Origin of the sequence: Sneathiella litorea, from assembly GCF_009882915.1 — a bacterium.
Taxonomy (GTDB): Bacteria; Pseudomonadota; Alphaproteobacteria; order Sneathiellales; family Sneathiellaceae; genus Sneathiella; species Sneathiella litorea.
In genome coordinates, this window is the sequence record NZ_WTUW01000001.1 from 233,649 (window position 1) to 256,502 (window position 22,854).

The 22,854-nt window shown below is 50.6% G+C and carries 23 protein-coding genes; 9 read left to right on the plus strand and 14 right to left on the minus strand.

The features are described from left to right. Positions 1–10: 10 nt before the first annotated feature. Positions 11–586 (plus strand): YqgE/AlgH family protein, encoded by a 576-nt coding sequence (locus GQE98_RS01120; protein WP_161313714.1) that lies wholly within the window; start codon positions 11–13, stop codon positions 584–586. A 9-nt stretch (positions 587–595) separates the two neighbouring features. Here GQE98_RS01120 and GQE98_RS01125 read toward each other — a convergent pair whose 3' ends face one another. The 12 genes from GQE98_RS01125 to coxB form a co-directional block, all read right to left on the minus strand. Further along, positions 596–1,180, minus strand: coding sequence for a GNAT family N-acetyltransferase (locus GQE98_RS01125; protein WP_246157173.1), 585 nt, complete (start codon positions 1,178–1,180; stop codon positions 596–598). Positions 1,181–1,212: 32 nt separating this feature from the next. Beyond that, positions 1,213–2,472: a M16 family metallopeptidase gene (locus GQE98_RS01130; protein ID WP_161313716.1), complete on the minus strand. Its 1,260-nt coding sequence runs from the start codon at positions 2,470–2,472 to the stop codon at positions 1,213–1,215. Positions 2,473–2,487: 15 nt separating this feature from the next. Then, on the minus strand, positions 2,488–3,888 hold the full coding sequence (gene thrC, locus GQE98_RS01135; RefSeq protein WP_161313717.1) for a threonine synthase: 1,401 nt from the start codon (positions 3,886–3,888) through the stop codon (positions 2,488–2,490). A 104-nt stretch (positions 3,889–3,992) separates the two neighbouring features. Then, positions 3,993–5,495: a carboxypeptidase M32 gene (locus GQE98_RS01140; RefSeq protein ID WP_161313718.1), complete on the minus strand. Its 1,503-nt coding sequence runs from the start codon at positions 5,493–5,495 to the stop codon at positions 3,993–3,995. A gap of 2 nt (positions 5,496–5,497) precedes the next feature. After that, on the minus strand, positions 5,498–6,214 hold the full coding sequence (locus GQE98_RS01145; protein ID WP_161313719.1) for an SURF1 family protein: 717 nt from the start codon (positions 6,212–6,214) through the stop codon (positions 5,498–5,500). Between the two features lie 2 nt (positions 6,215–6,216). Next, positions 6,217–6,573 carry a DUF983 domain-containing protein gene (locus tag GQE98_RS01150; RefSeq protein ID WP_202526013.1) on the minus strand — a complete coding sequence of 119 codons (357 nt, stop codon included), beginning with the start codon at positions 6,571–6,573 and terminating at the stop codon, positions 6,217–6,219. Positions 6,574–6,602: 29 nt separating this feature from the next. Further along, entirely contained in the window at positions 6,603–7,412 is an 810-nt protein-coding gene (locus GQE98_RS01155; RefSeq protein ID WP_161313720.1) for a cytochrome c oxidase subunit 3, read from the minus strand. A gap of 65 nt (positions 7,413–7,477) precedes the next feature. Beyond that, positions 7,478–8,065 carry a cytochrome c oxidase assembly protein gene (locus tag GQE98_RS01160; protein WP_161313721.1) on the minus strand — a complete coding sequence of 196 codons (588 nt, stop codon included), beginning with the start codon at positions 8,063–8,065 and terminating at the stop codon, positions 7,478–7,480. Then, positions 8,065–8,196 (minus strand): hypothetical protein, encoded by a 132-nt coding sequence (locus tag GQE98_RS18250; RefSeq protein WP_281351229.1) that lies wholly within the window; start codon positions 8,194–8,196, stop codon positions 8,065–8,067. Before GQE98_RS18250 ends, GQE98_RS01160 begins: the two co-directional genes overlap by 1 nt. A 1-nt stretch (position 8,197) precedes the next feature. Further along, positions 8,198–9,118 carry a heme o synthase gene (locus GQE98_RS01165; RefSeq protein WP_202526014.1) on the minus strand — a complete coding sequence of 307 codons (921 nt, stop codon included), beginning with the start codon at positions 9,116–9,118 and terminating at the stop codon, positions 8,198–8,200. An 18-nt stretch (positions 9,119–9,136) separates the two neighbouring features. Beyond that, positions 9,137–10,741: a cytochrome c oxidase subunit I gene (gene ctaD / locus GQE98_RS01170; protein ID WP_161313722.1), complete on the minus strand. Its 1,605-nt coding sequence runs from the start codon at positions 10,739–10,741 to the stop codon at positions 9,137–9,139. Between the two features lie 25 nt (positions 10,742–10,766). After that, positions 10,767–11,618 (minus strand): cytochrome c oxidase subunit II, encoded by an 852-nt coding sequence (gene coxB, locus GQE98_RS01175; protein WP_202526015.1) that lies wholly within the window; start codon positions 11,616–11,618, stop codon positions 10,767–10,769. 480 nt (positions 11,619–12,098) lie between these two features. On the opposite strand from coxB, the gene tldD reads away from it, so the two are divergent. Beyond that, positions 12,099–13,529: a metalloprotease TldD gene (gene tldD, locus GQE98_RS01180; protein WP_161313723.1), complete on the plus strand. Its 1,431-nt coding sequence runs from the start codon at positions 12,099–12,101 to the stop codon at positions 13,527–13,529. Between the two features lie 34 nt (positions 13,530–13,563). After that, the gene (locus GQE98_RS01185; protein WP_161313724.1) at positions 13,564–14,373 is read left to right on the plus strand and encodes a hypothetical protein; all 810 of its coding nucleotides are present in this window, start codon (positions 13,564–13,566) and stop codon (positions 14,371–14,373) included. Here the strand turns inward: GQE98_RS01185 and GQE98_RS01190 are convergent. Both GQE98_RS01190 and GQE98_RS01195 read right to left on the minus strand, forming a co-directional pair. Continuing rightward, positions 14,367–15,734 (minus strand): glutamate--cysteine ligase, encoded by a 1,368-nt coding sequence (locus tag GQE98_RS01190; RefSeq protein ID WP_161313725.1) that lies wholly within the window; start codon positions 15,732–15,734, stop codon positions 14,367–14,369. The two genes, GQE98_RS01185 and GQE98_RS01190, sit on opposite strands and share 7 nt — an antisense overlap. A gap of 143 nt (positions 15,735–15,877) precedes the next feature. Beyond that, the gene (locus GQE98_RS01195) at positions 15,878–16,618 is read right to left on the minus strand and encodes a 16S rRNA (uracil(1498)-N(3))-methyltransferase (protein ID WP_161313726.1); all 741 of its coding nucleotides are present in this window, start codon (positions 16,616–16,618) and stop codon (positions 15,878–15,880) included. A 101-nt stretch (positions 16,619–16,719) separates the two neighbouring features. Here GQE98_RS01195 and ubiA point away from each other — a divergent pair, with 101 nt between their 5' ends. From ubiA to GQE98_RS01225, 6 genes are all read left to right on the plus strand, one after another. Beyond that, positions 16,720–17,649, plus strand: coding sequence for a 4-hydroxybenzoate octaprenyltransferase (ubiA, locus tag GQE98_RS01200; protein ID WP_161313727.1), 930 nt, complete (start codon positions 16,720–16,722; stop codon positions 17,647–17,649). A 78-nt stretch (positions 17,650–17,727) separates the two neighbouring features. Beyond that, positions 17,728–19,236 carry a UbiD family decarboxylase gene (locus GQE98_RS01205; RefSeq protein ID WP_161313728.1) on the plus strand — a complete coding sequence of 503 codons (1,509 nt, stop codon included), beginning with the start codon at positions 17,728–17,730 and terminating at the stop codon, positions 19,234–19,236. A 71-nt stretch (positions 19,237–19,307) separates the two neighbouring features. Beyond that, complete coding sequence (locus GQE98_RS01210) at positions 19,308–20,078, plus strand: sulfite exporter TauE/SafE family protein (RefSeq protein ID WP_161313729.1); 771 nt, start codon at positions 19,308–19,310, stop codon at positions 20,076–20,078. A gap of 62 nt (positions 20,079–20,140) precedes the next feature. Then, entirely contained in the window at positions 20,141–21,496 is a 1,356-nt protein-coding gene (locus GQE98_RS01215) for a TldD/PmbA family protein (RefSeq protein WP_161313730.1), read from the plus strand. Next, entirely contained in the window at positions 21,493–22,296 is an 804-nt protein-coding gene (locus GQE98_RS01220; protein WP_161313731.1) for a 3'(2'),5'-bisphosphate nucleotidase CysQ, read from the plus strand. The genes GQE98_RS01215 and GQE98_RS01220 overlap by 4 nt, the downstream gene beginning before the upstream one ends. 106 nt (positions 22,297–22,402) lie before the next feature. Next, on the plus strand, positions 22,403–22,570 hold the full coding sequence (locus tag GQE98_RS01225) for a hypothetical protein (RefSeq protein ID WP_202526016.1): 168 nt from the start codon (positions 22,403–22,405) through the stop codon (positions 22,568–22,570). Positions 22,571–22,854 lie beyond the last annotated feature (284 nt).

Here is a 22,854-nt window from a genome sequence, read left to right on the forward strand (position 1 = left end):
TATTTATATTATGAACGCAAATAAAATTGATTCGGGTTATCTGGACGGAAAACTCTTGGTTGCGATGCCAAGCATGGGCGATCCGCGTTTTAAAAAGGCTGTCATTCTTCTCTGTGCTCACTCGGAATCGGGAGCCATGGGTATACTCCTCAATCGCTCTCTTGATGCCTTGAGCTTTGATGATTTACTAGAACAACTTGATATCCCGAAAGCAGAAGAAGCACGCCACATCAAAATACACTTTGGCGGCCCTGTAGATACCGAAAGAGGCTTTGTCGTCCACTCTACCGATCTTCTCTATGATACAACCTTGGTAATTGGTGATGACATGGCGTTGACGGCGACAATCGACATGCTGAAAACTATTGCAGTTGGCAGCGGGCCGAAGAGCAGTTTCCTTGCCCTTGGATACTCCGGTTGGGGGCCAGGACAGCTTGAACAGGAAATTCAGGAAAATGGGTGGCTCGTTGTTGACCCGGATATAGATATTGTCTTTGGATCCGAGTTAGACTCAAAGTGGAAAATTGCCATTAACAAGCTCGGTATCGACCCCTCCCTTTTGTCCGGCGACATGGGCCATGCCTGATAACCAATGCTAGCGCGGAGATATAGGATCTGTATTCAAAATAGCGTACAGCAGATGATCGTGCCAGACTCCATTGATACAAAGATATTCCCGTGCCAACCCTTCATTGAAAAAGCCAACCTTTTCGAGCAGGCGTGAGCTGGGAATGTTCGACGGCAGACAGGCCGCCTCCACCCGCCGCAAACCAAAGTCATTAAACAGAACCGGCAACAGACCGCAAAGTGCTTCATACATATAGCCTTGGCGAGTGTAGCGCTGCCCTGTCCAATAACCCAGAGTTCCTGTTTGTGCGACCCCCCTGCGTATGTTGCCGACTGTAATGCCGCCAATTAAATCACTGGTTTCACGATTGAAAATAAAAAACGCCTGGCCCAGATCATCCTTTGCGTCCTTTGAATAACGTCGTAACCGCGCCCTGAAATTCACTTTGGATAGAGGGTCTGAGGGCCACATGGGTTCCCAGGGTACCAAAAATTCACGACTGTCTGCCCGTAACGCCGCCCAGGCTTCCCAGTCTGACAGTTTGGGAGCGCGCAGTACAAGCCGTTCAGTTACCACACGGGGACCGCCGCCCAACAATACCAACTTTTCCAACACGCGACACAGACCTCCCTGTGTGACTTAACCTAGCTAAATCTTGCCGCGATATGATCAAATGAATCAAGGTTTTTCAGTGGTCCGAGAGCGGCAACGCTGGGTGTTACCCCAAAAAACAGCTTTCCGGCAAGTTTCTGCGTATCGGCAACAGTCACGGCTTCGATATTCTCAGAGATTTCAGAGGCAGGTAAAACCCGGTCGTAAATAAGTAGCTGTCGACCGTGAACTTCTGAACGCGACGCAGGGCTTTCCATACCCATCAGGAGCGAGGATTTCAACTGAGCCTTCGACCGTTCAACCTCTGCCTCAAGTATCCCGTCACTCGTCCGCAAAAGCTCATCCGTTAGAACATTGCTCAACTCTCCGATATGATCTGCTCCCGTTCCAGCGTAGACCGTGAAAGTACCTGTATCCGTAAAGGAGGACGAAAAGCTGAACACTGAATAACACAGCCCCCGTCTTTCCCTGATTTCCTGAAACAGGCGCGATGACATCCCGCCTCCCAGCAGGCCGGAAAGAACCTGTGCAGCGTAGTAATCTTCGTCCGTATAGGAAATGCCCGGGACCGAAAGAGCATAATGGACCTGTTCCAGGTTCCGCTCCTCGCGATATTCACCCCCCCTATATCGAGCTGGTTCCATACCAGTTTTCCCAACTGTTGCAAGCCCGTCAAAAGCTTGCTCAGCTAGCATGACAAGTTTGTCATGATCAATCGCACCGGACGCGCTTAATACCATTCTAGGCGCGAGATAATGGCTTTTCATATAACTTGCCATCATTGACTGGTCAAAACTACGTACCTGGTCCACGGTCCCAAGAATTGAACGTCCAAGCGGCTGATCTGGGAAAGAGATCTCCTGCAAATAGTCAAAGATTATATCGTCGGGCGTATCGTAGGTTTGCCCGATTTCCTGAACGATCACCTCTTTCTCGCGAGCAATCTCTGTTTGATCGAAACTGGAATTCAACAATATATCACCAAGGATATCAACCGCGAGAGGTACATCATCCTTTAATACTCGCGCGAAATAGGCAGTCTGATCGCGGCTGGTGTATGCATTAAGGTGCCCGCCCACAGATTCAATCACTTCCGCTATTTGCAATGCGGAGCGTTTTGCCGTTCCCTTAAACGCCATATGTTCAAGAACGTGGGAAATACCGTTTTCCGCCCCTGTTTCATGGCGGGCACCGGTATCGACCCAGACACCAACGGCGGCAGTTTCCAGACCGGGCATAGGGTCTGAAATGACACGCAAACCGTTTTTAAGAGTAGAGACTTTGACGTCCATCAATTTTGTTCCGATCTAGGCCTCGGTTAAAATACGGGCCCGTTCCTTAATATAGGATTTTACTGTCTCAAGGTTATTTGGCAAATCTACCAGCCGCTCATCGCGGGAAAAGAGATCTGCCATATGCTTGGGCAGGCCAGGGCGCTCCCCTGTTGCCTCTTCCACAGCGTCGGGAAATTTAGCCGGATGCGCCGTTGATAAGGTCACCAGCGGTATATCCTTGTTTTTGCGGCACCTATTACCTACCGCAAGGCCAACCGCAGTGTGTGGATCAACCAGTTTCGCACTATCCTTTAGAGTTCGGCGGATTGTCGCAAGGGTTTCTTCCTCATCGCAACATCCAGCGGAGAAGATGCCTTCATTCAATAACGACATGTTGACGGAGAACCCGCCTTCACTATCGAGTTTCTGCATTAAATCGGATACTGCGCCCCCATCACGACCGTAAAGGTCTGCCAGGAACCGTTCAAAATTACTGGAAACCTGAATATCCATGCTTGGACTAATCGTCGGATTAACCCCTGATTTCCTGTACTCACCGCTATTGAAAAAGCGCGAAAGAATATCGTTGCGGTTCGTTGCGACAATCAACTGCTCGACAGGAAGGCCCATCTTGCTTGCTGCATAACCGGCATATACGTCGCCGAAATTTCCGCTGGGAACCGAAAAGGAGACAGGGCGCGACGGCGCGCCGAGGCTTACACCCACCGTGAAATAATAAACGATCTGCGCCATAACACGCGCCCAGTTGATTGAATTGACCGCCGATACCGCAAGGCTATCCCGAAAGTCATGATCGTTGAACATGGCCTTGACCATGGCCTGACAATCATCAAAATCTCCCTCAACGGCGATATTGTGAACATTATCATCCAGCACTGTCGTCATCTGCCGACGCTGAACCTCCGACACCCTGCCCTTGGGGTGGAGGATGAAAATATCCACCGCTTCCCTGCCCCGGCAGGCTTCAATCGCGGCGGATCCGGTATCCCCTGATGTCGCTCCTACGATTGTCACGCGTTTGCCCTCACGCGCAAGCAGGTGGTCATAGAGAAGGCCCAGAAGCTGTAGCGCCACGTCCTTAAAGGCAAGCGTAGGTCCGTGATAAAGCTCCATCAGGAATTCATTGCTGTCGAGTTGGCTAACCGGTACGACGGCGTTATGGACAAAGCCTGCGTATGCCTTCTCGGTCATCTTCCGGAAATCTGCTGCATCTATGCTATCGCCCAGGAACGGTTGCAGCAGGAATGCCGCAGCTTCCGCATAGGACATACCCGCAAGACTTTGAATGTCTTCCTTTGAAAATTGCGGCCAGCTTTCGGGCAGGTACAAACCGCCATCCCGCGCCAGACCGGTCAGGACCACTTCCTTAAAATTCAATACCGGTGCTTCACCGCGTGTGCTGATATATCGCACTTTCTCACTCCTCAGACGGACCAAATGGCGGGTGAGAGTAACCATATGCTGGGCGCTTGTGCAAGTACCGATATACCCTTTGCCTGTTGGTCGTCACTTATTGTTCAGGTAAGGTAACGGTCTCTAAGGTGCGCCTTGAAGGCATGGGCATTTAACGGCCGACCTGTCGCGGCCTGAATAATGCTCTCCGTTGATTGCGAACTTCCAAGAGAATGAATATTACGCCGTAACCATTCTACTAGAGAAGTAAACTGCCCGGCACGTATATTTTCTACAAGATCTGGAATTTCTGCTGCAGCTGCGCGGTAGATTTGTGCGGCCGCCATCGCACCCAAGGTATAGGTTGGAAAGTATCCAATGGCGCCGCTCGGCCAATGAATATCCTGAAGACAGCCAAGCCTGTCATTCGGCGGATTAACCCCAAGTGCGTCGCGCATTCCCTTATTCCAGGCCGCGGGCAAATCCTCGACCACGAGATCGCCTGACAATAAGGCCTTTTCCAGCTGATACCGTAATATGACATGGAGTGGATAAGTAACTTCATCGGCATCAACACGTATAAAGCCGGGTTCTACCTTTAGGTAAAGCCGTTCGATATTCTCGATCTCCCAAGCCGCGCCGTCACCATTAAACATCGCCTTGATCCTGGGCTGGGCAAAGGCGAGAAAGTCTGCGCTGCGGGAAAGCTGCATCTCAATCAATAACGACTGGCTTTCATGCAGCGCCATTCCGCGGGCTGCACCAACTGGTTGGCTACGCCATTCCTTTGGCAATCCCTGCTCATAGAGGGCGTGACCGGTTTCATGTAGAGTGCCCATCAGGCTTTGCGTAAAATCCCCAGTTTCATAGCGTGTGGTTAGACGCACATCATCGGGAATGCCACCGGTAAAGGGATGGTGACTGATATCAAGACGACCATGATCGAAGTCAAAACCAAGCGCCGTCATGAACTCAAGACCCAGCTGCTTTTGAAGGGTTTCATCAAACGGACCCTCTGGTTGCAGGATTGGCGGCGCATTCTTATTCCTGTCCAACACGTCCCCTAAAAAGTTCGGCAGGAACGCTTGTAAATCGTTAAACAGAGGATCAATCATCGCAGCCGTACAACCGGGCTCATATTCATCAAGAAGCGCGTCATAGGGCGACATGCCAAAGGCGGCTGACTTCGCCTCTGCAATGCGGCCTGTGAGATGGACGACCTCTTTTAAGGATGGGATGAGGGTGTCAAAATCATTGTTTATTCGTGCTTCGCGCCATTCCATCTCACAGCGCGACGTCGCATGAGAATGGGCTTCGACAAGATCCGGATCAACCGCCGTTGCATGCCGCCACCGGTTCCGCATTTCCGTAAGGTTGGCAAGTTGCCAATCATTGAGATTTGCCGTCTCGCTTTTCGCTTGTTCCAGTAAGTCAGCAACTTCCGGCTTGTTCAAAATTTCGTGCGATAAAAGACTTAATGCCGCAAGCTGCTCGGCGCGGGCATCGCTGCCACCGGAGGGCATTATAGTCGCGCTATCCCAATGCAGTATCGCTGCAGCACCGGATAATGCAGAAAGGCGGGCAAATCTTTTCTCTAGATTTGAATAGGCTGTTGACGATCCGGGCATTATCACCCCTGCTTTGATCTACCGCGTTTTAGGCCATAGAGGATATAAATAACGATCATTGCAATCGCCAGGCCCAGCCAGGTAAACGCATATTGAATATGATTGTTAGGTAAGGAGACACGTGTCTGCCCCCCTCTGGGAAGGCCTCCTGGCACATCAGCCTCGTCGAGCTCGACAAAAATTGGTGCAACCGAGACGTTCAAATGATCCGCCATGGCAGCAAGCTCACCATAAAGCCAAACATTATCTTCGGCATTGCTTTTTGGCAGAAAGGACCATGATTTCCCCCAAGGTTTTCGGGCGATACCTGTTACCGTGACCTCACCCTCTATTTGTCCCTCCAAACGGGTTTGTGCTTCCTTATTGACTTCCGGCACCCAACCCCGATTAACGAGAATAATGTCCTCTTCCTCACCGCGCATGAACGGCGTTATTATCTGGAATCCCGAGCGCCCCTTGGTCGTATGGGAAAAAAGATGAACTTCGTTGTCATGGTCGAACTCACCCGTCAGGCTAACCCGCCGGTAATGCCATTCTTCAGGGTCGAGATCTCCTGCCGGCAAAGCCACCGCCGCCGCCGAAAGCTGACTATTGATCTGGTTTGTTAAATCAACTTTCCAAGCGTAACGATTAACCTGCCAGATGGTCAGCGCTAGTAAAATTAAAACGCAAGGCACTGTAATCAACGTCGGGACAAGCCCAGGGGAAAAGTTTTTCATATTCAATATCGCTCAATCTCGGAGCTGGCCTTATGTTTGAATTGTAGGGCGATCAAATAGGCCTTGAAGGGCCGGAGAAGCCCGATGCTCAAAATCAGTATCATTGGCAACCAGATCGCCAATTGCAACCAGTAGGGCGGATGAAAGACAAGCTCCATTCCAACCGCAAGACCGGCCACCAGAAACCCGACTATCAATATAATGAAAACGGCCGGACCATCACCGCTATTAACTGCGGTGAAATCCTGGCCGCAGACGTCGCATGTCTCTACTACATCGAGAAATCCGCTAAAAAGTTTCCCTTTTCCGCAGGACGGGCATTTGCAGGTGAGCCCGGCGCGGAAAGGGGAAACTGGCATGCCATACGAATAAGGCATAATATTCTAAATCAGGTCCATTCAGGTCCCGCACCCCACCAGTAAACGGCGAAGAACAAAAACAGCCATACGACGTCGACGAAATGCCAATACCATGCCGCAGACTCGAGGCCAAAATGATGGGTCGGCGTGAAGTGACCTTTTGTCGCGCGAATTAGACATACCAGCAGGAAGACAGTTCCAATAAAGACATGAGCCCCGTGGAAGCCGGTCGCCATATAGAAGGTTGACGGATAAATCCCGTCCGTGAACCCGAATGCCGCGTGGCTGTATTCGTAAATCTGAACGGCAGTAAAACACGCCCCCAAAATAACTGTCAGCAGCAGACCCTGAACAAGCCCCTTGCGATCACCGTGCTGAAGAGCGTGATGTGCCCAGGTTACCGTCGTACCGGACAAGAGCAGGATAACGGTGTTCAAAAGCGGAATATGCCAAGGATTAAAGGTCATAATCCCTTCAGGTGGCCAGACACCACCACCCACTTCCGTGGGGAAGAGACCTGCATTGAAATACGCCCAGAACCAGGCCACGAAGAACATGACCTCGGAGGCAATGAACATGATCATGCCATAGCGCAGGCCTAGTTGGACAACAGGTGTGTGATGGCCTTCATGCTCTCCTTCCTTTACAACGTCCTTCCACCAGGCAAAGGCCGTGTAAAGTAGAACAACAAAACCGATTACAAAGACAGCATAACCCTTGTCATGCATCCACATAACCGCACCGATTGCCGATACGAACGCGGCAAGTGATGAGAGGGCCGGCCACGGGCTCGGGTCTACCAAATGATAATCATGTTGTTTGGCGTGAGAATCTGCCATTCCTAAACTCCTGCAATGCATCCGGATAAGATCCGGCCTTAAAAGTTACCCAATTCTTTTAGCGGTCAATTTACATCAACCGATTTTTTTTCAGTTTTTGCCGAGATTTCCGTTTCTTCTTCATCTTCACCGATAAAGAAGGTGTAGGAAAGTGTGATTACCTTAACCTCTTTAGCGTTAGGGTCATTATCAATCTCAGGATCAACAAAGAAGGTGACCGGCATATCGACCCGCTCGCCCGGTTGCAACACTTGCTCGGTAAAACAAAAACAGTCAATCTTGGTAAAGTACTGCCCCACCTTTTGTGGCGTTACATTAAAAGTCGCAGTCCCCATGATGGCATGATCTGTCGGATTATGGGCTTCATAAAAAGCAAGACCCGTTTCACCAACCTTCATTGTCATCTTATGCTTTACTGGCTTGAAATCCCAAGGCATATCGCGGCTGGTATTCGCATCGAACTCAATGGTTATTTCACGTTCGAGAACAACATTCGGGGCAATATCCGCCTGCTGCGTTGTCCCGCCATAACCTGTTACCCGACAAAAGAGATCGTACAGCGGCACGGACGCATAGGCCAAGCCAATCATACCCGCAACAACCGAGGCCAAAACGACGGCTAGACGCACCGATTTTCTGTTCTGCCCACTCATCACGCGCTTGCTCCGCCTGACATTTTTACAATGGTAATCAGGTAAAACAACACCACAAGGGCAATAAGAATTCCCCCAACGGCGAAATTTCGGATGCGTTGTCGCTTGAGATGCTCTTGGTCACGAGTCATGTCAAATCACCGTCCGGATAAGGTTCTCGCCGAGCAACGTTGCGAAAATCAAGAATAGATATAAAAGTGAAAAAGCGAACAACTGCTTTGCACTTTCTTCATCCTTGCTACGCCAGACTTTTAGGGCAAGAAGTAAAAACAGTCCACTTAGCAGAGTCGCGCCAATGCCATAAACGGCACCCGCATAGCCAAGAAAATAAGGCATTACCGCGACGGGGCAAAGCAACACGCTATAAAGCACAATTTGTCGCCTGGTCACATCACGTCCAGCTACAACAGGCAACATTGGTACGCCCGCTTTTGCATAATCGATATCGCGCCAAAGCGAAAGCGCCCAAAAATGCGGCGGGGTCCACATGAAAATAATTGCAAACAAGACGAGAGATTCAGCGCTGACATCCCCCGTAACCGCCGCCCAGCCGATCATGGGTGGAAAGGCACCTGCTGCACCGCCAATTACAATGTTCTGCGGCGTCCTGCGCTTCAGCCACATGCTATAGATAAAGACATAAAAGCCAATGGTAAGCGCTAACAAGGCTGCGGCAACATAATTTATCGCTAGCCCCATCAGAACCACGGATGCCACTGAGAGCACAGTCCCGAACGCAAGCGCCTCACTGGCGCTAACGCGTCCGGCCGGTATCGGTCGCTCTTTTGTGCGTTCCATTACCGCATCGATATCCGCGTCGTACCACATATTAATCGCACCGGAAGCGCCGGCGCCAATTGCAATACAAAGGAGTGCCGTAAAGGCAAGCACAGGATGGATTTCACCCGGTGCCACGACAAGCCCGACCAACCCTGTAAAAACAACAAGCGACATCACCCTCGGCTTCAGCAGGGCGAAGTAATCGCTAACCCGCGCCAAATCCGAATGGGCGCGGGTTTCGATTGTTTCCTTTATAAGGCTTGTGTCGGACACAAATAACTCCTTTGAACCTTACTTGATAACCGGCAGTTCGTTGAACTGATGGAACGGTGGCGGAGAAGACAATGTCCACTCCAGCGTCGTCGCTCCTTCACCCCAAGGATTAGCTGCCGCCTGCTCCTTGCGGATGAAGGCATGTGCAACAGTGATCAGGAAGATCAGAACGCCTGCAGCCGACACATAGGAACCGTAGGAAGCGATCTGATTAAACCCGGCAAACGCATCCGGATAGTCTGGAATACGCCGCGGCATACCGGCCAGACCAAGAAAATGCATCGGGAAGAAGATCATATTGACACCGATAAAGGTGACCCAGAAATGTAAATGCGCAAGCTTTTCCGAGTAGGTGTAACCAGTGATCTTGCCGAACCAGTAGTAGAAGCCTGCGAAGATAGCAAACACGGCACCAAGGCTCAGAACGTAATGGAAATGGGCGACCACATAGTATGTGTCATGTAGAGCAACATCAAGACCCGCATTAGCCAGAACCACACCCGTAACACCACCTACAGTAAAGAGGAAGATAAACCCGAGTGCCCAGACCATCGGTGGCTTAAACTCAATCGACCCACCCCACATCGTCGCGATCCAGGAGAAAATTTTGACACCTGTCGGAACAGCAATAACCAGTGTTGCAACCAGGAAGTAAGCCCGGGTATCGACATTCATACCCACCGTATACATATGGTGGGCCCAGACGATGAAGCCAACGGCGCCAATCGCAACCATGGCATAGGCCATCCCGAGATATCCGAAAACCGGCTTGCGCGAGAAGGTCGAGACGATCTGGCTGATCATACCGAAACCAGGCAGGATCAGGATATAAACTTCAGGGTGTCCAAAGAACCAGAACAAATGCTGGAACAGGATCGGATCGCCACCGCCTTGTGGTTCGAAGAAAGCGGAACCAAAGTTACGATCCGTCAGGAGCATGGTAATACCACCTGCAAGTACCGGCAGGGAGAGAAGAAGCAGGAATGCAGTTACCAGGACTGACCAGACAAAAAGCGGCATCTTATGCATGGTCATGCCCGGTGCACGCATATTGAAGATGGTTGTAATGAAGTTGATTGCACCCAGAATTGAAGACGCACCGGCCAAATGAAGGCTGAGGATTGCGAAATCAACCGCCATTCCCGGATGACCAATGCTTGAGGAAAGCGGCGGATACATGGTCCAGCCACCACCAACACCATTCGCGCCGGCCGGTCCTTCAACAAAAATCGAGATAAGCAGCAATCCCAATGCTGGCGGCAACAGCCAGAAAGAGATGTTGTTCATACGCGGGAAGGCCATGTCTGGCGCACCAATCATTAGTGGCACAATCCAGTTACCAAATCCGCCGATCATAGCGGGCATGACCATGAAGAAAATCATGACAAGTCCGTGGCCCGTCACCAGAACATTAAAGAAATGGTAGTTGCCGTTCAGGAATTGATCACCCGGCATCTGCAACTCTGCCCGAATGTAAACTGACATTGCTCCGCCAATAATCCCGGCGATAATTGCAAAGATCAGATACATCGATCCAATATCTTTATGATTAGTCGAATAGACCCACCGCTTCCAACCTGTTGGAGTGTGTTCGTCGTGAGCGGCTGCTGAACCGTAAGCCATAATCTCGTGCCTCTCTCTAGCCTGTTTATTCTGCGCTTGTGGAAGTGACCTGTGCGAACTTAATCGCCGGCGTCCCTTCACTTGCAAATTCTTTTTTGGCTTCAACCAGCCATTTTGCGTAATCTTCCTTGCTGACCGCCTTGATCATAATCGGCATAAAGCCGTGGCGCGCACCGCATAATTCAGAGCATTGCCCATAATACATGCCGACTTCCTCGATCCGCATCCAGGTTTCGTTAAGGCGGCCCGGCACAGCATCCATCTTGACACCAAAGGACGGCATTGCCCAAGAATGAAGCACATCCTCAGCCGTAACAAGAACGCGGATATTTGTTTCCACGGGCAGAACTATCGCGTTATCTGTTGCCAGAAGGCGGGGTTGCCCTGGTTCGAGCTCATCTTCCTCGAGCATTACAGCATCGAAGGCGAGCCCTTCTTCATCCATATATTCGTAACCCCAATACCATTGGTAGCCGATTGCTTTCAGGGTCATATCTGGCGTTTCGATCCGGTCCCCATAATAAAGAAGCTTCAAAGAAGGAATCATGATGACAATCAGGATCATGATCGGAACAACTGTCCAGATTATCTCAATGAACGTGTTATGGGAAGTTTTGGAAGGGTTGGGGTTTGCCCGCTTGTTAAAGCGCAGGATCACATATACCAGCAGGATCAGCACGAATACTGAAATAGCACTGATAATCCACAGCAGCAAATTATGGAATCCATGCTGTTCTACGGCGACTGGCGAGAACGCCTCCTGAAATGTCATTTGCCATGGCGCGGGTTGCCCCTGCTCCGCTGCGGCTGTCCCCATCGTCAATATCGTGCCTGCAATTACGGCCATAAAAGCGACAAGATTTCTAACCATACTCATCTTCAATTCCCGTCTGTGATCACATGTCTATTTAACTCGGCCTGGTACGAAAGCCAGTATACTCCCGTAAGCCAAATTTTGGACAGATTTTTAATTTATACCCACCTCGCAACGGCAAATCAAAAAGCTTTCCACCTGATTGCGCGGGAAACTACACCACCGATGTGGTTTATAACAAGTCCAAGACTGCAGCTAATCATAATTTTGCTTAATTTTTTTTTGCCCCCAAATTCTACGCAAATGACATATATTGTTTTAAATCAACAACTTAAGATATATATTCTGCATCTGCCTGTGCCTTTTTCTCAACATCTGAAAGAAGGTATATTGTGACATTTTGTCACACTGAGCAGCCTTGCCCAGACGGACAGTGATTAGAATCTTTCAAATCACCATTTGCCATCTCTCGACAATCACCATCAAAAGTCACATATTCAAGGATATGTATCTCACGCCGTCAATTAACCGGAGCGCTTTTTTATGACAGATGTAACGACTGCAAATGACCTTTTTTTTCTCCCCACGGGCATGGACCGCGGGACGGTTGAAAAACAGGTCACAGAAGCACTCTCCAACGCAGATGATGGTGAACTTTACTTGGAATATCGCCAGTCAGAAGGCTTTTCCTTCGATGACGGTCGCCTGAAAAGTGCCAGTTTCGATACGACTCAAGGGTTCGGCCTTCGCGCCGTGGTCGGGGAGGCGACAGGATTTGCCCATGCGTCGGAACTGAGCGAGGAAGCGATCCGCAATGCCTCAAGAACTGTGCAGGCCGTACAATCTGGCAAAAGCGGCACAATGGCCTTGCCGCCCGCAGGCTCAAATCGCGCCCTTTATGGTGATGACAATCCTTTAAGTGAAATTCCATTTGACGCAAAGGTGAAGGCGCTGTCTGAGATAGATGCCTATGCACGCGGCAAAGACAGTAAAGTCGTGCAGGTTTCTGTCTCGCTGGCCGGATCCTGGCAGGGCATTGAAATAATTCGCAGTGGCGGGGAGCGCGCAGGTGATATCCGTCCGCTGGTTCGCCTCAACGTCTCTGTCGTCGTTGAAAAGGATGGCAGACGCGAATCCGGTTCCCACGGAATGGGCGGGCGCACCGGGTATGATTTCTACCTGGAGGAAGGGACTTGGAAATCCGCCGTTGACGAAGCTTACCGTCAGGCGATGGTCAATCTCGACTCGGTCGCCGCACCGGCCGGAGAAATGGATGTGGTCCTTGGCCCGGGATGGCCCGGAATTATTCTGCATGAGGCAGTGGGTCATGGCCTTGAAGGTGACTTCAATCGCAAGAAAACCTCCGTTTTCTCTAATCTCATGGGCGAGCGGGTAGCTGCGCCGGGCGTCACGGTTGTTGATGACGGTACAATTGCCGACCGCCGCGGCTCACTCAGCATTGATGACGAGGGCACCGCGACCAGCAGCACCACCCTGATAGAGGACGGTATTCTTGTCGGCTACATGCAGGATCGGCAGAACGCCCGGCTGATGGGTGTTGAGCCAACCGGCAACGGTCGCCGTGAAAGCTATGCTCACCTGCCAATGCCGCGCATGACCAACACCTATATGCTCGGAGGCGATCGGGATCCGGAAGAGATCGTCAAATCTGTGAAGAAGGGCCTATACACAGCCAACTTCGGCGGCGGTCAGGTCGATATCACGTCTGGCAAGTTCGTTTTCTCCTGCACGGAAGCCTATCTTATTGAGGACGGTAAGATTACCGCACCTGTTAAGGGCGCGACCCTCATTGGAACCGGTAGTGAAGCGCTCAAAAAGGTTACGGCGATCGGCAATGATATGGCGCTCGACAGTGGAATTGGCACCTGCGGCAAAGGCGGACAAAGCGTCCCAGTCGGCGTTGGCCAACCAACGATGCTGATTGAAGGACTGACCGTTGGCGGAACAGCCTAACATATTGGAGAGTAGAAGAAACTTAACTCTCTTTTTGATATATATAAGCCTGCTATTCGCATCGGCGGCTGTTGTAACGTCAGCCGCTGCCGATGAGGGTAACTGGCTTCCGCCGGGAAGCTCAACCGAGATGTTGAAGGGCCCGCCCCTGGAATTCATAAGGCCCGAAACGGTTCGTAATGAAGACTGGTTATATGGCCGCCTTCTCTTCCACAGCCCATCCCTTCTCGGGGAGAAGGCCGTCCGGATCGGCCTCTCCTGCAATAGCTGTCACCCCAATGGCCATGCAAATACTGATTTTTTCATTACCGGGCTTTCGGACCGGCCCGGTCAAGTGGATGTGACCCATCATTTCTGGAAAGCAGGGTTTGACGATGGTATTTTCAATCCAGTAAACATTCCATCATTACGCGGCTCGCGGGACACCGCCCCATATGGCACGATTAATGTTCTTCCGGATCTACATGCCTTTACACGTCATGTCATTGAGGTGGAATTTGCAGGGCCATCCCCTAGTTCAGAAAAACTGGAAGCACTGGTAGTTTACCTGAATTCCATTGATAATAAGGAGTTAGGTAATAATCAAAGCTTTGTAAAGACAAGTTCAAACATGTCCTATTTACCACTCCTCCGCGCCCCTCTTCAGAACAGGGATTACGCGAGACTGCGCGAATTGACAGATTTAATCAGGAGTGATTTTGGTCGCCGCGCTAATCTGCCCGAGGCGCAGGTTGACCGCATTAAGAGCACTGTAGCAATCCTCAGAACTTTAATCGTAAAAGCTGATGAAGGCGATTACACCGCAGCTTTTACGATTTATGAAGACCTGATGGCCAATCAATAAGCATATTCCGTAAAGACTAGATCAATTTCTTCTTTCCAGACACCATGAAAACGCTCCAGCATTTCTTCTGCTGGTGTTTTCTTCATTTTTACGATTGTCTTTAACGCATTCAGGAAATGACTTTCATCTTCCCCGAAGCTGTCCATTCTCTTGCGCGCCTTGAGGCCGGACGTCGCAATATCCAGCACCTCACCAGCGAGTTCCTGCATGGTCCGTCCGTCTGGCATTCTAGTGGCAAGCGCATGTGTAATCACATCTTCGCGAATCCGCTGCCTGTCTTCCGCCGTCCAGCCTTTTACAAGGTCCCAAGCGGCATCCAAGGCAGTATCATCATATAAAATTCCCACCCAGAATGCCGGAAGTGCGCATAGTCGACGCCAGGGTCCGCCATCCGCACCGCGCATCTCAAGAAAGCGCTTCATCCTTACTTCCGGGAAAAGCGTCGTCAAATGGTTATCCCAGTCGACAAGGTTTGGCTTTTCACCTGGCAACCCAGGTAAATTTCCCGCTAAAAAATCGCGAAAGGACTGCCCGCTCACGTCGATATAGGTACCGTCTCGATAAACAAAATACATCGGCACATCGAGGGCATAATCGACATACCGCTCAAACGAGAACCCGTCCTCAAAAACAAAAGGAATCATTCCGGTTCGGTCCGGGTCTGTATCTGTCCAGATAAAGCTGCGATGACTGAGGTGCCCGTTGGGGCGTCCCTCTGTAAAGGGGGAGTTTGCGAAAAGTGCTGTCGCTAAAGGCTGCAAGGCTAGACTGGTACGGAATTTCTTGACCATATCCGCTTCCGACGCATAGTCGAGGTTGACCTGCACCGTGCAGGAACGGAACATCATATCCAGACCATGCTGTCCACGTGTCGGCATGTAGTTTTTCATGATCTGGTAGCGGCCCTTGGGCATGATCGGCGTTTCTTCTCGTGTCCATTTAGGACTAAAACCGAGGCCAAGGAACCCGACCCCCATTTCATCACCAACCTCACGGACCTGCGCCAGATGCGTATGAACCTCACTACAGGTTTCATGTAGATTCTCAACCGCCGCGCCGGAAAGCTCAAGTTGCCCGCCAGGTTCAAGGCTGATGGAACATCCTTCCTTGGAGAGTGCGATTACATTGTCGCCTTCGAAGTCCGGTTTCCAATCAAAGCGCTGTAAACCTTCCAGCATTGCCTGAATGCCCTTCGGGCCTTCGTAGGTTAGAGGTTCATGAGTATCGAGCGTAAAACCAAATTTTTCATGCTCTGTGCCAATGCGCCACTTATCGCGTGGCTTGCATCCACTCGCAGCGAAGTCAACCAACTGTGATTTGTCAGTAATTTCGATGGCTTCGCCCTTGGAAGGTCCGGACATTTTTTCCCTCATTATTAAATGGCCGGGCAGAGCGCCCCAAGTCCGGCCTTTAAACCTGACTTAAAGAATTGCAGTGACGGCTTCAAGCCAAAAATGCCATTTATGTCTAACGATGATCAAAAATTGATCTAAGCCTGTTTGGCTCAGGTCCAATCTCCGTGGAAGGCCTGCAGCAGCGAAAGACTTGTAATAATCGCAGTTTCCGCGCGCAAAATTCGTGGCCCCAAAGAAATAGCGTGCGTGTTCGGGCGTGCGGAAATCATTTCAATCTCTTCATCCGTAAATCCGCCCTCCGGCCCTGTTACAATTGCCCATTTTCCTACAGCCGGCAAATCTGGCAGCACCTCTTTCGCGCTTCGAGAGGTCAGTCTCTCATTACAAAAAATCAAACAACGTTCCGGATCCATTGCCGCCAGTGCTTGCTCCAGCTTTATAAGGCCATGTACAATTGGAAGGTTAAGCCGTTCACATTGTTCAGCGGCTTCCAACACCTGCAACGCCATTTTATCCTCTCGTAATCGCTCAGCATTCGTGCGTTGTGTCTGAACGGGTTGAAGGCTGGCAACGCCGAGCTCGGTCGCCTTTTGTACGATTAACCCGTTCTGGATTCTCTTTACCGGCGCGAACAACAGCTCGATATCCGGTTCCTCCTTTTGCGGCCGGAGTTGCGCGGTTATATGCACAAGACAATGATTTTTATGCACTTCCTGTAAACGTCCCAACCATTCCCCGTCACGTCCGTTGAACAGCGCGACTATATCCCCCTCCGCGCTTCGCATTACCGTCGCCACGTAATGGGACTGGTTCTTGTCCAGAACTACGCCCAGATCCTTATCAAGGTCACTTGGAACATAAAGACGAAGGGAATATGGTTTCGGAAACATGTGGTGATAAACTCTTTAATAAAGATGGAAGATAAATTATTGCGATTCATATCAATTAATGCCATCTCCGTCACCTTTAGTTAGATCAGGACTGTTTTGATATGCGACGCCCCGACAACATTATTGACGATGCCAGCAAGCAAAACTGGGTGGACCTCTACGCGCCGGAGGGACTGCAGCCCTATATGAAGCTCTCTCGACTTGATCGGCCGATCGGCACCTGGCTTCTGCTGCTGCCCTGTCTCTGGTCAATCGCACTTGCGGCCCCTGTTGGAGCATTTCCCAATATCTGGTTCTTTATTTTATTCAGTCTCGGGGCGTTGGTTATGCGCGGGGCGGGCTGCACCCTGAACGACATTGCCGACCGAAATTTCGATGGCAAAGTTGAACGGACAAAAAAACGTCCGCTCCCAAGCGGACAGATCACCCTATTTCAGGCCGTTTTCTGGTTGGTCCTGCAATGCCTGATTGGCCTGCTGATTCTTTTACAATTTAACCTGTTTGCCATCCTGCTGGGTGCGATGAGCCTTTTCCTTGTTGCGATCTATCCCTTTGCCAAACGGTTTACCTATTGGCCACAGTTTTTCCTGGGGTTAGCGTTTAACTACGGCGCACTACTCGGCTGGGCCGCGGTCAAAGGCGATCTGAGCCCCGCACCGATTGTTTTGTATCTTGGCGGAATTGCCTGGACACTGGGCTACGATACTATTTACGCCCATCAGGATAAGGAAGATGATGTACTGATCGGCGTGAAATCAACAGCACTGAAATTCGGGGCCACCACGATCTACTGGTTGATTGCCTTTTATTTAGCAATCTTCGCAGCCCTTCTGTTAAGCGGCTATCTTGCCGGTCTCACCCCTCCTTTTTATGTCCTTATGGCAGGTGCCGGTGCCCATCTTGCCTGGCAGGCTCGAACTCTCGATATTCATAACTCCGATCTCTGCCTGATCATTTTCAAGTCGAATAAGAACTTTGGACTGATCGTGCTAGCCGCGATTATCGCGGGGAAATTCTCGCTGCCCTGGTGAAGGAATGCTTTTACTTTACGGCGGCAGGTTATCTCGGGCATAGTCTCGTCGGCTAAAAGTAACAATGGATAGATTAAGATGGCGTACGGGTCACTCCGTGAGTTTATAGCGCAGCTGGAATCAAGTAATCAGCTCGTCAGAATCCAGGAACCGGTATCGACCGATCTTGAGATGACGGAGATTCAGACTCGCCTTCTGGCGGAAGGTGGCCCCGCGGTTATCTTTGAAAATCCCGTCAACGAAAAGGGTGAGAAATGCTCAATGCCCGTTCTCGTCAATCTGTTTGGCACTGTTGATCGCGTGGCCATGGGAATGGGGCGCAAACGGGAGGAACTCCGGGAAGTTGGCGAAACACTCGCCTTTTTGCGACAGCCGGAGCCACCGGAAGGATTGCGCGAGGCAATCGGTATGTTGCCAGTTCTCAAGACCGTGATGACCATGCGTCCGAAGAGTGTCAAGTCAGCGCCCTGTCAGGAAGTTATCCTGACCGGCGAAGATATTGATCTGGATAGACTGCCAATCCAGACCTGCTGGCCTGGAGAGCCTGCGCCTCTCATTACCTGGCCACTCGTCGTGACCAAGGGTCCCGGCGGGGATAAAACCGATGACTTCAATCTTGGTATCTACCGGATGCAGAAACTCGGGAAGAATAAAACGCTTATGCGCTGGCTCAAGCATCGCGGAGGTGCCCAGCATCACACCCGCTGGGGTAAGGAAAAAACTGAGCCTCTTCCGGTCGCCGTCGTTATCGGCGCAGACCCAGGTACCATTCTCGCGGCCGTTACACCAATCCCCGACAATCTCTCGGAGTACCAGTTTGCGGGCCTCTTGCGTGGTGAAAAGCTGGAATTGGTGGACTGCAAAACAATCCCGCTCAAAGTTCCGGCAAATGCAGAGATTGTTCTGGAAGGGCATGTCTCGCTTGATGACTATGGTGATGAAGGCCCTTATGGCGATCACACCGGATATTACAATTCCGTTGAGAGCTTTCCTGTTTTTACCATCTCCGCCATAACCATGCGCAAAAGGCCAATCTACCTATCGACCTTCACCGGACGGCCACCGGATGAGCCCAGCGTACTCGGCGAAGCCCTGAACGAGCTTTTCATCCCCCTCATCCAGCAGCAGTTTCCCGAAATTATCGATTTCTGGTTACCACCGGAAGGCTGCAGCTACCGAATTGCCGTAATTTCCATGAAGAAGGCCTATCCAGGTCATGCAAAGCGGGTAATGATGGGTGCCTGGTCTTATCTCAGGCAGTTTATGTATACGAAATTCCTTATCATCGTAGATGACGATATCGATGCCCGCGACTGGAAAGACGTGATGTGGGCGGTCTCTACGCGAATGGATCCGGTACGGGATATTACGACTATTGAGAACACACCGATTGACTATCTCGATTTCGCCTCTCCTGAACCGAGCCTCGGCGGGAAAATAGGCCTCGACGCCACAAACAAAATGTCGCCCGAGACCAAACGCGAGTGGGGCACACAGATCCGCATGGACGATGCAGTCATCAAAAAAGTAGATCAACTATGGGAAAAGCTCGGGCTTCCTGGCAGCGGGAAACCGATTTGGAAATAACAGGATCACAAATACTCCTATCAATTTGAATAAAAACAACACGCGTGCCCTGCCGCCGCGAGAGAGTAAGCATGACGTTTATCCTTGATCCCATTTTTTATTTCATTGCCGTGCCGGTAGTCTTGCTGATCGGGATATCGAAAGGTGGATTTGCAGGTTCTCTTGGCCTGTTGTGTGTTCCCTTGCTCTCGCTGGTGATTTCGCCAATACAGGCAGCCGCGATCGTACTTCCAATCCTGTGTGTGATGGACATCTTCGGCCTGATAGCCTATCGACGCATCGCCGACTGGCGTAATCTTGGCTATCTATTGCCGGGGGCAATTGCAGGGATTCTCTTAGGTTATCTGCTCTTTAGCTATTTAAGCTCGGATTTTATCAAGATACTGCTGGGTGTGATCTGCGTTGTTTTCACGCTCAATCATTACATCCGGAGAGTCCCAGCCGACCATGTGGCCAAAGCCAGTATTTCCGGCGGTTCTTTCTGGGGATCGATAGCGGGCTTTACGAGCTTTGTCGCTCATGCGGGCGGCCCCCCCTTGCAGTTTTATATGCTACCTCAAAAACTTGATAAAACGCTGTATGTCGGCACATCAGTCTGGTTTTTCTTCGCAATTAACTACGTAAAACTTATTCCATATGGCCTCCTCGGCCAGTTTTCCTTACAGAATATTGGAACATCCTTAATCTTGTTACCGCTGGCACCGCTTGGCATTTGGCTGGGCGTGAAGGCGCACAATATGATTTCGGAAGTTCTCTTTTACCGCATCGCGTATATTCTGGTGTTATTAACTGGCGGGAAACTTCTCTGGGACGGCCTCACCGGCATGAATTTGCTTTTCTAATTCCCTTTTCGGCCTGCGCCTCCTATGTATGAGGATGTTGTTACTATTCAGTCAAGGTGTCCATGTCCAAACAAACAGCAGATGAGCAAAATTCACTTAATATTCTAGATGATCTGATTGCGATGGCCCTTCGCAAGGGGGCAGAGGCGGCAGATGCTGTTCGCATACAGGGTACCTCCGTTAATGTCTCCGTCCGCCAGGGTGAAACCGAAGAGGTCGAGCGGTCAGAAGCGCATGATTTGGGTCTCCGGGTTCTCATCGGTAAGCAACAGGCCTTCGTCTCCTCCAACGACACCAAGCCGGAGGTGCTGGAAGCGCTGGTGGATCGGGCACTCGCTATGGCCCACAGCATGCCGGAAGATGAGTATTGCGGCCTTGCCGATAGCGATTTGCTGGCACAAAAAGTCCTCGACCTCGATCTCTATGATGATTCTACTTTGACGCCAGATGAACTTGTTGGCATTGCGAAGGAAGCCGAAGAGGCAGCACTTGCCGTCTCGGGAGTGACAAATTCAGAAGGTGGCGGTGCTTCTACGGGGCAGGCATCAATTGCGCTCGCTACTTCCTCCGGATTTAGAGGTGCTTATAGTTCAAGTAGCTTCTCTGTCAGTGCCTCTGTCATCGCGGGTGAAGGTCAGGGCATGGAACGTGATTACGACTATGACAGTCGTCATTTCTATGCTGATATGAAATCCCCGACGGAAATTGGTAGAAATGCCGGAGAGCGGGCTGTAAAGCTCCTCAATCCCCGTAAAATGCCGAGTGGGCCTTTCCCGGTGGTATTCAGCAACAGAGTTTCAGGAAGTCTTCTGGGCCATTTTGCTGGTGCAATCTCCGGCGCATCTGTCGCTCGCGGAACCAGTTTTCTAAAAGATCAACTCGGCGAACAGATATTTTCTAGCGATATCAGTATTGTCGATGATCCTCACAGGCGCAGAGGTGCTGCCTCAAAACCATTTGATGGCGAAGGGATCGCAAATAACCGGCTGGACTTAATCCAGGACGGCATATTGCAGTGCTGGATTCTCAATAGCGCGTCGGCCAGGCAGTTGAATCTCGAAACTAACGGCAGGGCAACACGCGGCACAGCCTCCCCGCCGGGCTCCGGAACGACCAACCTTTATATGGAGGCGGGCAAAAGCTCCCTTTCCGAGTTAATCAGTGATATTAAATCAGGCCTTTATATCACCAGTCTTATCGGCTTTGGTGTCAACGGCCTCACAGGCGATTACAGCCGAGGGGCATCAGGATTCTGGATTGAGGACGGCGAAATCGTCTTTCCAGTTTCCGAGTTGACCATCGCCGGCAATCTCAGGGATATGTTCCTCAACTTGACACCCGCAGATGATCTTGAGTTTCGTCAGGGGACCAACGCGCCAAGCATACGTATTGAAGGGATGATGGTCGCCGGGACATGATGACTGAATTTGATAATGATTTTGCTCTGCTGTCTCACACTATGCAGGAGGCGGGAGATATCGCCCGCCGGTATTTCAAGAATACGCTGAAGAGCTGGGAGAAAAAGCCCGGCGATCCGGTAAGTGAGGCAGACCTTGCCCTTGATACCCATTTCAAGGAAAAGCTTTTAGCGGAGCGCCCTGATTACGGCTGGCTTTCCGAAGAAACGGCTGATGATCTTGCGCGTCTTGAAAAATCCAGAGTGTGGATTGTTGACCCGATTGATGGCACACGGTCTTTCATTGCCGGAAAGCCCGAGTTTACAATATGCGCCGCACTGGTTGAGGATGGAAAGCCGGTCCTTGGTATTGTTTATAATCCCATATTGGAGGAATACTACGAAGCAGTTCGGGGCCGAGGTGCAAAATTAAACGGTGAGATCATAAACTGCAGTAAGAAATCCGATCTGTTGAACGCGAAGCTGATTGCCAGCCGCAAGTCCTTCGAATGGCATGGGTGGCTTGAGGCTGTAAACGGGGCAATCTTCAGCCATGTTAACTCCATTGCCTATCGGGTCGTGAAGGTTGCGTCTCAGGATGCTCATGCCTCCATATCATTGACGGAGAAAAGTGACTGGGATATTGCCGCCGCGGATATTATCCTTGCTGAAGCGGGCGGCATTACGACCACGACCAAAGGGGATCCCCTTATCTACAACAGAAAATCCGTTAATCAGCGAAACGTCATCTCGTCGGGCCTCTGCTTCCATCCGCAGCTGATGAAACTGCTGAAAACTTTCGGGAAAGCCAAATCTTCTTGAGGCATCCCTGCGACATCAAATTTCATAGGGAACGAGATTTGGTTGCAAATTTGGATTTCGCTGACTAATTTACGATTATTATTTTGACCAATCGAGGTGATCCACAATGGCATTCTTTTCACGTATTTTTCTGGCAGCAATCCTCGTTTCCGTCTCATTGCTGGCCAGTGGATGCAGCGATACCTGGCAAGGCGTCAAAGAAGATACAAGCAAGAATTTGGACAAAGCGGGTAACGTCGTTATAAAAGCAGGCGAAAAATTGAAGTCGGAATAGTGCTATGACGAACACGGCGGCATTCAGTGTTTGACCGGGCATTGCCGTTGCCCTGTTGTTCGTATTTTATCAGGGTGGATTGCATCCCAGACAGAATTCATATTCTAAAATAATCGTAAGATAGTGGTCACATAGTAACCGGCTTCCCACTTTGGACCCAAAAGCTGAAAGAAACGGGCAAAGCCCTGAAAGACGCCGATTCGCATAAATTTTACTGCAATATCGCATTGCGCAATAATTAAGCTGAATCTACGCGCAATTAACCATATAAATTAACCATAGCC